Origin of the sequence: Streptomyces sp. PA03-1a, assembly GCF_033792805.1 — a bacterium.
Taxonomy (GTDB): domain Bacteria; phylum Actinomycetota; class Actinomycetes; order Streptomycetales; family Streptomycetaceae; genus Actinacidiphila.
In genome coordinates this window covers 23217-35301 of the sequence record NZ_JARAVO010000087.1, presented here as the reverse complement: position 1 = coordinate 35301, position 12085 = coordinate 23217, and the positions used below count along the sequence as shown (strand labels likewise).

Genomic DNA, 12085 nt, shown 5'->3' with positions numbered 1-12085 from the left:
CCACCAGATACGACAAGCGCGGCTACGTCTACCTCGGCACCGCCACCGCAGCAGCACTCGCCATCTGGCTCCGCACATGATCGCCCGGACAAGTCCTAGCGACGCTCGATCACGACGCTCTGAATCACCACGTCCTCCAGCGGACGCTCGGTGCGCGGGTTGGTGGGGGCGGTCGCGATGGAGTCCACGACCTTCTGGCTGGCGGGGTCGGTGACCTCGCCGAAGATGGTGTGCTTGCGGGTGAGCCACGCCGTCGGGGCGACCGTGATGAAGAACTGCGAGCCGTTGGTGCCCGGGCCGGCGTTCGCCATGGCCAGGAGGTAGGGCTTGGTGAAACCGAGGTCCGGATGGAACTCGTCGGGGAACTGGTAGCCGGGGCCGCCGGTGCCGTTGCCCAGCGGGTCGCCGCCCTGGATCATGAAGCCGGAGATGACCCGGTGGAAGACCGTGCCGTCGTAGAGGTGCTCGTGGGAGGTCCGGCCGGTGTGCGGGTCCGTCCACTCACGGGTCCCCTCCGCGAGCTCCACGAAGTTCTTGACCGTCTTGGGCGCGTGGTTCGGCAGCAGCCGGACGGTGATGTCCCCGTGGTTGGTCTTCAGGGTGGCGTAGAGCTGCTCGGCCACGATCTTGCCTTCCATAGTCCTCACTGACAGGGGCAAATCCTCGCACGTCACGCCTTCCCGCACGCAACTGTCGCGCCCCAGGTCATCCGGTGGCATCGTCGGTGACGGCTCCCCTTGACCCGGATGCCCGTACGCACATGCCGTACCCCGCGACGGCGGGCATGATTTCAAACCGGGTGGAAAGGCGAAAACCGAACGCCACCGAGGAGGAGGTTCTCGTGACCCGCATCGACAGCGTGCGCGACGCAGCCGAGAGGACGAGGGTCAGCGTGCGGCACGCCGCGGACGTGGTGGCGCCGTACGCCGACACAGCGAAGCTCAACGCCGCGCACTACACGGACGAGGCCAGGCTCTACCTGGCACGCCGGGTGTCGGCGGCCGGGCGGCAGGCCCGCGCGGCGGCCCGGACGCAGTACGACGCGCACCTGGCGGCGCGTCTCGACCAGGCCCTGGCGGCGGTGCCGCCGGGCGTCCAGCAGAAGGTGGGGACCGCCGCCCGGCGCACCCGTGACACCGCCCGTCTGGCGGCGGAGTTCACAGCGCCGCGGATGGGCCAGGCGGTGACCACCGTGCGCAGCGTCGCGGCCCCGGCCGCGGAGGAGGCGGCCGCCCGCAGCGCCGCCGCGGTCGCCGTGCTGCGCAGCCACGTCACGGCGGACGACATCCGCAAGCTGGAGCGCCGCCGCGAGCGCCGGGCCCGCAACGGGCGGTTCGCCAAGGGCCTGCTCCTGGCGGGCCTCGTCGCTGGGGCCGGCTTCGCGGCGTGGAAGTGGTGGAGCAAGCAGACCAACCCCGACTGGCTGGTGGAGCCCGCGCCCGCCACCGAGGTCGCCGACCGCGCCTCCCTCAACGGCGGCGTCGGGGCCGACGCCTCGTTCGGCAAGGTCGACGGCTCGCCGGTGGACGCGCTCGACCCGGAGGTACAGGCCAAGCAGGCGGAGTCGGACGCCGACGACCGCCGCGACCGCGGGGACACCCACCCGTGACGTGACGGTCCGGACACCGGCGGCGGTGCGACACGACCGGCAGGAGGGCGGCGGACCCGTGACGGGTCCCGCCGCCCTCCTGCCGTACGCACCCGTCACCGTCCGGAAGGCGCAGGCAGCGGCAGGACCTCCTCCTCGGCCTCTGGGTCGGCGATCTGCGCGGGCACCCCGCGCAGGGCGTACAGCGCCACGACGGCGCCGACCGCGAGCAGCGCCGCCCCCACCACGGTGGTGACCTGGACGCTGTGGCAGAAGGCGTCCTTCGCGGCCGCCAGCAGCGCGGCCCCGTCCGCCCTCGGCACCCGGGCAGCCGCTTCGGCGGCCCCGCCCACCGACTCGCGGGCGGCGTCCGCGGCACCTGCGGGCAGTCCCGCGGGAAGGGCGAGCGCGTCACGGTAGACCGCGCCGAGCAGCGAGCCGAGGACCGCGATGCCCAGCGAACCGCCCATCTCCATGGCGGTCTCCGAGACGGCGGCGGCCGCGCCCGTCCGCTCCTTGGGGGCACTCGCGAGGATCGTGTCGTTGGTGACCGAGACGATCAGGATGATGCCCGCGCCGTTGGCGACCAGCGGCGCCAGCAACTCCCAGTACGGCGTCCCGGGCGTGGAGAGCCGGCCGAGCACCGCCGTGCTCGCGGCCAGCAGCACCAGGCCGAGGGCCACCACCCGCGCCCGGCCCAGCCGCGGGATCAGCGCGGTGGCCAGCGGAGCGGCGAAGGCCGCGGCCAGCGGGCCGGGGAGCAGCGCCAGCCCCGCGGTGAAGGGAGACCAGCCGCGGACGACCTGGAAGTACAGGGAGAAGGCGAGCGACAGCGTGGACGAGGCGAAGATCATGACCAGGTTGGCGCCGACGGCGCCGCTGAAGGCGGGGTTGCGGAACAGCCGCAGGTCGATCAGGGGCTCCTCGACCCGCACCTGGCGGCGGGCGAACAGCACCAGGGCCGCCGTCCCGATCGCCGCGGCGATCCAGACCGGCGCATGGTCCACGCCGTCCCGGAAACCCTCCTTGACGGCGTAGATGGCGCCCACGACACCGACGACCGACAGCGGCACGCCGATCCAGTCCAGCCGTCCCGGCCGGGGGTTGCGGGACTCCGGCAGCACCAGGGCGCCGGCCACGAGGACGACCGCCATGAGCGGGACGTTGATCAGGAAGACCGAGCCCCACCAGAAGTGGTCCAGCAGCAGACCGCCGACCACGGGGCCGAGCGCGAAGCTCGCGGCGGCGATGCCGCTGCTGATCCCGATGGCCGTGGTGCGCTCCTTGGCGTCGGTGAAGGCGTGGCGTACGACGGAGAGCGTCGAGGGCACCATCGCCGCCCCTGCGACGCCGAGCAGCGCGCGGCCGGCGATCAGCGCCCCGGGGTTCGGTGCGTAGGCGGTGAGCAGCGAGGCCACGCCGAAGGCGGCGGCGCCCAGCAGCATCATCCGCTTGCGGCCGAGCCGGTCGCCGAGGTTGCCCATGACGACCAGCAGGCCGCCCATGGCGAAGCCGTAGACGTCGGAGATCCACAGGATCTCGGTGCCGGACGGACCCATGTCCTTCAGCAGCGACGGGATGGCGTAGTTGAGCACGCTGTTGTCGATGCCGAGGAGCATGGCGGCCAGGCAGCAGACGGCGAGTGCGGCCCAGCGATGGCGGGCGGGGGCCGCGGGCGTCACGGCCGCGGCGTCGTGTGTGCGTGCGGGATTCGTCATGACCGACACGGTGCGCGCGGGCGCTGACCGGCCGCGCACCGTGCGCTGACCGGCGGCAGCCCGGGCCCGGTCAGCGCGTGGTCAGCCCGGTCAGTGCCCGCAGCGCCCGGTCGGCGGGGAGTCCCGCACCGCGCGCGTAGGCCTCCTGGTGGGCCGGGTCGCCGAGGGCGGCCCGTGCGGCGCCCTCGGTGCGGGCGGCGTCGGGACCGGCCGGCACCTCGGTGCCGCGCAGCGCACTTGCCACGCCCAGCAGTTCCGCAGCCCGTGCGGGGTCGCCCTCGGCGAGCGCGAGGCCGGCGAAGGCGTCGGCGAGGTTCGCCGCCAGCGGCAGGTCGCGGGCCCCGTGCTCCACACCCGCGGCCTCGCGCAAGTGCCCGCGGGCGCGGACGGTGTCGCCCTCCTCCTGGGCGATCCTGCCGAGGGCGATGTGCGCCTCGGCACGGGCGCTCTCGCCGGTGTACCAGCCGTCCAGGGACTCGGACAGGGCCAGCCCCGACAGCCGCCGCGCCTCGGCGAGGTCCCCGGTCAGCCGGGCGCACTCGCCGAGGCCCAGGTGGGCCCCGGCGAACATCTCCCGGGCGCCGCAACCGCGGGCGAGCTCCAGCCCGCGCGTGAAGTCGGCCCGGGCCTGCTCGTACCGTCCCGCCCGCAGGCCGCACCTGCCGCGTTCGCCGAGCAGCTCGGCGACGCTCTCGGTGGCGCCCAGCTCAGCGGCGTGACCGAGGGCCTCGTCGATCAGCCCCACGGCCCGCGCCACGTCACCGCGGGAGCCGGACAGCCAGGCCAGCTGTGTGAGGGCCATGGTGGCCCCCCAGCGGTCGCCCAGGGCGCGGAACCCGGCGAGGGCCCGGTCGAACTCCGTCTCGGCCGCGGCGATGTCACCGCCGACCATCCACGCGTGGAACCCCGAGCCGACGTGGACCAGGGCCCGCTGCCAGGGCTCGACGAGGCTCGCCGCGCCGTCCGCGTACCGGGCGTACGTCTCGTCGTCGGGCACTCCCGCGAAGGGCGCCCAGAGCAGGTTGAGCACGGGGTAGCGGCGGGCCATGCCGCCGAGCCCGGCGACGACGTCCGTGGCGGCCGCCAGGTGGACGGCGAGTTCGGCCTGATCCGCGGTGACGGAGGCGGCGGTGATCACGCACAGCGCGTACTCCTCGGCCAGCCCGGGCGGCGCACAAGGCCCGGTCACCGCCAGCAACTCGCTAGCAGGCCGGGCGCCCTCGTAGCGCATGCCGCGCAGCATCCAGTACGTGCACAGGGCCGCGAGCAGCCGCAGCGCCACGGCGGTGTCGCCCGCGGCCACCGAACCGCCCAGCGCGGCGTGCAGGTTGTCGTGGTCGGCCGCGAGCCGGCGCAGCCACTCCAGCTGCTCGGCCCGGCGCAGCCGCGGGTCGGCGGTCAGCGCCAGGTCGAGGAAGTACGCCGCGTGCGCCCGGCGCAGCGCCTCCGACTCGCCCGCCTCGGCGAGGCGTTCGGCGGCGTACGCCCTGATGGTCTGGAGCAGCCGGTAGCGCACACCGCCTCCGTCGCCGTCCGGACGGTCCACCACCACCAGCGACTTGTCGGCGAGGGAGGCGAGCAGGTCGAGCACGTCCTCGGCGTCGATGGCGTCGCCGTCCGCCGGGCCGGCCGCGGGTCCCGCGCAGATCGCCTCGGCGGCCGGGAGGGTCCAGCCCCCGGCGAAGACGGAGGCGCGGCGCAGCACGGTGCGCTCGTCCTCGGGCAGCAGCTCCCAGCTCCAGTCCACGACCCCGCGCAGGGTCCGCTGACGGGGCTGCGCGGTGCGACTGCCCCGGGAGAGCAACCGGAAGCGGTCGCCGGGCCCGGCGCGCACGTCACCGAGCCGGTCGGCGACGTCGGCGGCGGACAACGACCGCAGCCGGGCGGCGGCCAGCTCGATGGCGAGCGGGACGCCGTCCAGGGCCCGGCAGATCCGGGCGGCCTCCTCGGCGTCGGGCAGCCTGCCGGACGGACTCACGGCGGCGGCCCGCTCGAGGAGCAACCGGACGGCGGGGGAGCCGAGCACGTCCTCCTCGGGCGCGCCGGGGGCCGGCAGCGGCAGCGGTTCGAGCGGGCAGAGCGTCTCGCCGTTGACGCCGAGCGCCTCCCGGGTGGTCGCCAGGACCCGCACCCGCGGGCAGGCGGCCAGCAGCTCCGCGGTGATGCGGGCGACGTCGGCGATCAGGTGCTCGCAGTTGTCCAGCACGAGGAGCACGTCCCGGTCGGTCAGCGCGGCCGTGAGACGGGCGAGCGGCGAGCCCTCCGGCCCCCCGGCCTCCCGCCCGGCGGCCCCGGGGAGCAGACCCGCCTCCCGCAGGCCCAGGGCCCCCGCGATCGCCTGCGGCACCTCGGAGCCGTGGGTCAGCCCGGAGAGGTCCACGAAGCAGACCTCTCCCGTGTGCCGCCCGGCCGCCTCCACCGCGGTACGGGTCTTGCCCGCACCGCCCGGGCCGATCAGGGTGACCAGCCGGGCGTCACCGAGTCGCGCCCCGATCCGTGCCAGCTCCTGCTCACGGCCGATGAAGCTGGTCAGCTGGGCGGGCAGCGCGTGCCGGCGGAGCGGCGCGGACGGACTCCCGGCGGACGATGTTTCACGTGAAACACCCGAAGACCGGGCATCCGGCACGCCTTCGGTGCCCCCGGTGACCGCGGCAGGCGCGGTACGGGCGGGCACCGGCTCGCCGCGCAGCACCGCCAGATGCGCCTCCGCCAGTTCCGGACCCGGGTCGGCGCCGAGGGACTCGGCGAGTTCACGCCGTGCGTCCTCGTACACCCGCAGCGCCTCGGACTGGCGGCCGCAGCCGTACAGCGCCCGCATCAACTGGGCGCGCAGCCGTTCCCGCAGCGGGTACCGGGTGACCAGTTCCTGCAGTTCGGCGACGAGTTCCTGGTGGTGCCGTGCGTCCAGCGCCAGCTCGGCCGCGATGCGGTCCTCCACCGCCGCGATCCGCAGTTCCTCCAGCCGCGCCACCTGCGCCCGCGCGAAGGGCGCGTCGCCCACGTCCGCCAGGGCCGAGCCCCGCCACAGGTCCAGCGCACCGCGCAGCAGGCCCGCGGCCCGCCCGGGCTCACCCGCGGCCAGCGCCTCCCGCCCCTCGGCCGCGAGCCGCTCGAAGCGGTGCACGTCCACCTCGTCAGGGGTGACCACCAGCCGGTAGCCGCCCGGATGGCGCTCGATGGGCACGGCGACGGCCGCGCGCAGCCGCGAGACCTGGGACTGCAGCGCGTTGCCGACCCCGGCCGGCGGCTCGTCCCCGTACAGCCCGTCGATCAGCCGCTCGGTGCCGACGATCCGGCCCGGCTCCAGCAGCAACATCGCCAGCAGCGCCCGCCGGCCCGGGCCTCCGACGGCGGCGGTGCCCCCGTCGTCCCGCAGCGCTCTCGTCTCCCCCAGAATGCCGAACCGCACGCCGCCGATTCTGCCGTACGGGTCCGCGGCCGGCACCGGGCCCCGGGAACACGACAGGCCGGGACCTCCATGAGGTTCCCGGCCCGGTCGGACGGTGTGGAGCCTAGGGGAGTCGAACCCCTGACATCCGCCATGCAAAGACGGCGCTCTACCAACTGAGCTAAGGCCCCGTGCCGCAGACCAGCGTACCGGCTGCGGAGAGGATCACCGACCGAGTATCGGGGGTCCGTAGGATGACGGGCAAGTTCGCGGCCGCAAAGGTCCCCCGTCAGGAGCCCGCAATGGACAGCTCGCAGCCGGACGCCACCACCCGCGTCCAGGACATGCAGCGCACCTGGTACGGCGAGCCGCTCGGCGTGCTGTTCCGCCGCCTCATGGAGACCCTGGCGCTCAACCAGGCGCGGCTGGCGGGGGTGCTGGGGCTGTCGGCGCCGATGCTCTCCCAGTTGATGAGCGGGCAGCGCGCGAAGATCGGCAATCCCGCAGTCGTGCAGCGGCTCCAGGCGCTGCAGGAGCTCGCCGCGGAGGTGTCCGGCGGGACGGTGGCCGCGGCGGACGCCGTGCCGCGGATGGAGGAGATCCGCGGTTCCGAGGGCTCACCCCTGCTCGGCACCACCCAGAGCGCAACCGGAGCGCCGCTGCCGCCCGCGCGCAGGGTCGTCCACGAGATCCGCTCGCTGCTGCACGGGGTGGCCTCGCCCGCCGAGATCGCCGAGGCGGCCGATTCCCTCGCCCACCGCCACCCCCAACTGGCAGAGTTCCTCCGGGTGTACGGCGCCGGGCCGTCCGACGCGGCGGTCCGGGACTACGAGGCGCGGAAGCAGGGGGCGGACGCACGCCATGGGTGAGGTCTTCGCGGGCCGGTACGAACTGGTCGATCCGGTCGGGCGCGGCGGGGTGGGCGCGGTGTGGCGCGCCTGGGACCGGCGGCGCGGACGTTACGTGGCGGCCAAGGTGCTGCTGCAGAGCGACGCCCACGCCCTGCTGCGCTTCGTCCGGGAGCAGGCGCTGCGCATCGACCACCCGCACGTCCTGGCCCCCACCAGCTGGGCGGCCGACGACGACAAGGTGCTGTTCACCATGGACCTGGTGCGCGGCGGCTCGCTGTCGCACCTCATCGGCGACTACGGTCCGCTGCCGGCGCGCTACGTCGGCGGCCTGCTCGACCAGTTGCTGTCCGGCCTGACGGCCGTGCACGCCGAGGGCGTGGTGCACCGGGACATCAAGCCCGCGAACCTCCTGATGGAGGCGACCGGCACCGGGCGCCCGCACCTGCGGCTGTCTGACTTCGGCATCGCCATGCGCAAGGGGGAGCCCCGGCTCACCGCGGCCAACTACGTCGTGGGCACCCCTGGTTACTTCGCCCCGGAACAGCTGCTCGGCGCCGAGCCCGACTTCCCCGCCGACCTGTACGCGACCGGGCTGGTCGCGCTCTACCTGCTGGGCGGCAGCAAGCCCGACGCGGAGGCGATCGTCACCCAGTACGTCCACGGCATGCCCCGGGCCCCGCAGGGCGTCCCCGGCCCGCTGTGGGAGGTGATCGGCACCCTGCTGCAGCCGGACCCGGAAGCCCGCTTCCGCACCGCCGCGGGGGCCCGCAAGGCCCTGGCGGCGGCGGTGGAGCTGCTGCCGGACCCCGAGCCGGACGAGGAGGCCGTCGAGGTCTTCGACCAGATCGGGCCGCTGCCCGCCGGCTTCTCCCCCGACGGACCGGTGGACCCGGCGCCGTCCGTGGAGGGGACCGGGAGCTTCCGCCTGCCGCCGCCCGCACCCGCCCCGCGGCCCGCCGCGACGGCTCCGACGCCGCCCACACTGCCGACGCAAGCGCCGGTCACCCCGGCGCCCACGCGTCCGTACACGGCCACCGTGGCGGGTGCCGGCGCCCCGGTGGCCGCCGCTGCCGCCGCCGCCGTCGCTCAGCCGCTGCCGCCGCCGATCGCACCGGCCGTGCCCGCCGCCCGGGCCGGTGCGCCGGCGCCGGCGCACCGGCCCGGCCCTCCCGCCAAGGTCGTCGTGCCGATGCTGCTCGTCGCGGTCCTCTGCTTCGCCTTCGGCTTCTGGGCCCTGTCAGCGTCCTCCTGAGACCGCGGCCGGCCCGCGCCGCGCGGCCACCGTCCAGACCGCGAGCGACAGCAGCAGCACGGTGCCGGCGCCCAGGGCCGCGAAGCCGAGGGCGCGCAGCAGCGGGTTCCCGGAGCCGGGCTCCCCGGGGAGGCCCAGGTCCTCGCCGGGGTCACCGTCGTACGACGGCCCCGCCTGCGCGGCGCCCTCGACGTTGATCCGCAAGGTGACCGGGACGGCGCCGTCGACGAAGCCCGCGACCTCCGGGTGCACCGACACCGCCAGGTAGTAGGAGCCGTCGAAACGGGCCGCCGCCACCGCGTCGCCGCTCTCGTAGCGGTTGGCGTAGGCGACCTTCCCGGTCGTGGCGGTGACGGAGGTCTGCTCGCCCGAGTAGGAGGCCGTGTCGCCGCCGATGAAGGCCCAGCGCGGGTTGTAGACCTCCACGCGCACACCGGAGCCGCTGTAGCCGCCCGGCTTCGTCACGTCCGCGTTGGCGAAGTCCGCCGCGGCCCAGGCCTGTTGTCCCCAGCCGACCGGTACCCGGTAGAAGCGCGTCTGCCCGGGCAGCACCTCGTCCTTCCAGACCCCGCTGCCGAGGGCCCCGGCATGGGCGAAGTCCGCGCCGCCGGTGGCCCCGCGGGCGGTGCCGCTCGCGGGCACCGGCGTCTGCGTGCCCGGGCTGAGGGCGGGGCCGGGCGTGGCGCCGCCGGTGAGCCCCGGCTCGTTGGTGAACCGGATCTGCAGCGGCCAGGGCGCGGCGTCCGAGGTGCCCTGCGAGGTGCGGGTCACCTCCAGGACGTACGCGTGCGCCTGCCGGCAGGGCCCGTCCTCGCCGATGGTCCGCTCGACCCAGGTGCCGATGGGCCGTGCCGCGCCGTCGGCGGAGAACGTCCGGCGGTCGCTGTCACAGCGGGTGCCGTCGGTGCTCGTCAGCGTCAGCTCGATGCCGTCCCCGTACGCCACCTCGGTGCCCGGGCGGGGCAGCGCGAAGACCGCGAGGTAGGCCGAGCGCACCGCGTCCAGGTCGAGGGCGTAGTTCTTGCCGCCCTCGTCCGCCGCCAGGCTGTCCCGGTACAGGACCCCGGGTTTGAGCTGCGGGGCGTCCGCGGTGCTGGCCCGCCCCCGTACCTCCTCGCCCTGCGGCTGCCAGGAGGGGACGGCCGGGTCGGCGTACGCCGCTCCCGCCGGTCCCGCCAGCAGCGCGAGAGCCGCCGCCACCGATGTGAGTGCCCTGCGGATCATGCCCCGTCCCTCCGCCTGCGGCCCAGCAGGGCCACCGTCCCGACCCCGACGAGCGCCACCGCGCCTCCCGCGGCCGCCGCCATCGCGTCGCGCGTCGTCATGAAGCCCCCGCCGTCCGCGGGGGCTGCGGCCGCTGTGGTGTCCCCGGCCGCCGCCCATTCCCCGCCGTCCCGGCCGGCGGCCGAACCGCCGCCGCGCGCGGGCGCGTCGTACTCCGGTCCGGCCAGTTCCGTCCCGGTCACGTCCACCCGCAGGACGACCCCCACCGCCGCGTTCCGCGCCAGCCCTGCCGCGCCCGGCCCGAGCGAGACCGCGACGTAGTGCTCGCCCGCCGTGCGGGCGCCCCGGGCGCCCCCGCCGGCGACCCAGCGGTTGGTCCAGGTCACGGGTACCGTGCCGAGCCCCACCGACAGCGGGCGCCCGTAGTAGCCGCGGCGTTGCGAGGCCCCGGAGGCGTCGCCCAGCGGCTGCCGTCCCGGCCCGTACGCGGCCGTCGCCACGAAGGACGAGGCCGTGGAACCACCCTTCTGGAGCGGTTCGTTGGCGAAGTCGGCGGTGTACGTCAGTCGCTGTCCCCAGCCGACCCGCACCTTGTAGAAGCGCGTCTGACCGGGCAGCAGCGTGTCCCGCCAGATGCCCCTGCCGAGCCGGCGCGCGTCGTTGAACCCCGTGCCGCCCTCGACGTCGCGCGGCGCGCCCGTCAGAGCCGCCGGCGGGTCCCCGTAACGGGTCGCGGCCGGTGCCGGGGTGGCACCCGCCGGGAACGGCCGCTCGGAGCCGTACCGCAGCTCCAGGGGCCAGCGGGCGCGGTCGGAGCCGGGGGCGCTGGTGCGGTGCACGGAGAGCACGTAGCGCCCCGCCCTGTCGCAGGCGCCGTCCCGGCCGTCGCCGGGAATCCGGCTGACGGCGCCGCCGATCACCATCGCGCCCTCGTCCTGCCCGAAGTGCGCGGTGTCCGAGCCGCAGGTGAGGGCGTACCTGCCGGTGCCCGCCAGCCGCAGCTCGACGCCGTCCCCGTACGCGGCCTTCACCCCCGGCCGCGGCACCGCGGTGACCGCCAGGTCGGCCGTGGAGGCCGCGTCCAGCGTCATCGCGTACCAGCGGGTCTCGCCGGGCCCGATGTCGTCGACGTACTGGCCGGGGGACAGCCCGGGCGCACCGGTGGCGCTCGTCCCGCCGTCCACCCGCCGGCCCTGGAGGCGGTACGCGTCCGCGCTCAGCCGGGAGGCCCGCGTCAGCTGCCGTACGAGCGAGGCGGCGTCGGGGGCGTCCCGGTAGCTGCCGTGACCGGCCTCGGCGATGCACTCCAGCTGCTCGCGGGCGCCGCCGCGCACCTGGAAGCCGATGGTGTCGATCCGCAGGTCCACGCCCTGCCCGGCCAGCCGTGCCGCCACCTCGCAGGGCTCGGGCGCCCCGCAGGTGTCCTCGCCGTCGGAGACCAGCACGATCGTGCGCCGCCCGCCCTCGGGCAGGTCGGCGGCCGCCTTCTGCACCGACAGCCCGATGGGGGTGTCCCCTTGGGGCCGCACCCCGGCCACGGCCTGCTTCAGGGCGTCCCGGTCCAGCGGCCGTACGGGCTCCAGCAGACGGGTGTCGTCGCAGCCGTGCTCCTTGCCCGCGCCGTAGACCCGCAGTCCCGTCGGGTAGCCGTCCGGCAGGGCGTCCACGACGGCGCCGACGGCCTTCCTGGCCGCCGTCATGCGGGCGCCCGCCATGGAGCCGGAGGAGTCCAGCACCATGACCAGCCCGTCGCCGTCGTTCACGGCCTGGGCCCGGGCCCGGGCCGCCCCGGCCGGGCCCAGCAGGGCGGCCAGCACCAGCAGCCCGCACGCGGCCGCCCACAGCGGCGCCACGGGCCCGCACGGCAGCGCCTTCCCTCGTCGCATGTGCTGTTCCCCCTCGCACATCGTCGGCCTCAGCGAAGCTATTGATTTGCGACAGCAAATACAAGCGGATCGCATCACGGTCGGGCAACAACGCCCGGGCGACCACGGGCGGACATGACGAGGCCCCGACCACATCGTGATCGGGGCCTCGGGAATCCTTCGTCCGGGCTGTGCCGTC

The 12085-nt window shown here is 75.6% G+C and carries 8 protein-coding genes and 1 tRNA gene; 3 read left to right on the top strand and 6 right to left on the bottom strand.

Annotated features, from left to right (window positions below; translation table 11 throughout):
* Window positions 1-95 precede the first annotated feature (95 nt).
* The gene (locus PV341_RS20810) at window positions 96-623 is read right to left on the bottom strand and encodes a peptidylprolyl isomerase (protein ID WP_499516890.1); all 528 of its coding nucleotides are present in this window, start codon (window positions 621-623) and stop codon (window positions 96-98) included.
* 218 nt (window positions 624-841) lie between these two features.
* On the opposite strand from PV341_RS20810, the gene PV341_RS20805 reads away from it, so the two are divergent.
* On the top strand, window positions 842-1609 hold the full coding sequence (locus tag PV341_RS20805; RefSeq protein WP_500358667.1) for a DUF5324 family protein: 768 nt from the start codon (window positions 842-844) through the stop codon (window positions 1607-1609).
* A 95-nt stretch (window positions 1610-1704) separates the two neighbouring features.
* Here PV341_RS20805 and PV341_RS20800 read toward each other — a convergent pair whose 3' ends face one another.
* From PV341_RS20800 to PV341_RS20790, 3 genes are all read right to left on the bottom strand, one after another.
* A complete protein-coding gene (locus PV341_RS20800; protein WP_500358666.1) occupies window positions 1705-3306 on the bottom strand; it encodes an MFS transporter in 1602 nt (533 codons plus the stop codon).
* A 70-nt stretch (window positions 3307-3376) separates the two neighbouring features.
* Entirely contained in the window at window positions 3377-6715 is a 3339-nt protein-coding gene (locus tag PV341_RS20795; RefSeq protein WP_500358665.1) for an AfsR/SARP family transcriptional regulator, read from the bottom strand.
* Between the two features lie 97 nt (window positions 6716-6812).
* Window positions 6813-6885, bottom strand: a tRNA-Ala gene (locus PV341_RS20790).
* Window positions 6886-6996: 111 nt separating this feature from the next.
* Here PV341_RS20790 and PV341_RS20785 point away from each other — a divergent pair.
* Together PV341_RS20785 and PV341_RS20780 are read left to right on the top strand one after the other, a co-directional pair.
* The gene (locus tag PV341_RS20785) at window positions 6997-7563 is read left to right on the top strand and encodes a DNA-binding protein (protein WP_500331628.1); all 567 of its coding nucleotides are present in this window, start codon (window positions 6997-6999) and stop codon (window positions 7561-7563) included.
* Entirely contained in the window at window positions 7556-8797 is a 1242-nt protein-coding gene (locus tag PV341_RS20780; protein WP_500358664.1) for a serine/threonine-protein kinase, read from the top strand. The genes PV341_RS20785 and PV341_RS20780 overlap by 8 nt, the downstream gene beginning before the upstream one ends.
* Here the strand turns inward: PV341_RS20780 and PV341_RS20775 are convergent.
* Together PV341_RS20775 and PV341_RS20770 are read right to left on the bottom strand one after the other, a co-directional pair.
* Window positions 8783-10021, bottom strand: coding sequence for a hypothetical protein (locus PV341_RS20775; protein WP_500358663.1), 1239 nt, complete (start codon window positions 10019-10021; stop codon window positions 8783-8785). The two genes, PV341_RS20780 and PV341_RS20775, sit on opposite strands and share 15 nt — an antisense overlap.
* Window positions 10018-11907 carry a vWA domain-containing protein gene (locus PV341_RS20770; protein ID WP_500358662.1) on the bottom strand — a complete coding sequence of 630 codons (1890 nt, stop codon included), beginning with the start codon at window positions 11905-11907 and terminating at the stop codon, window positions 10018-10020. Before PV341_RS20770 ends, PV341_RS20775 begins: the two co-directional genes overlap by 4 nt.
* Between the last annotated feature and the right edge of the window lie 178 nt (window positions 11908-12085).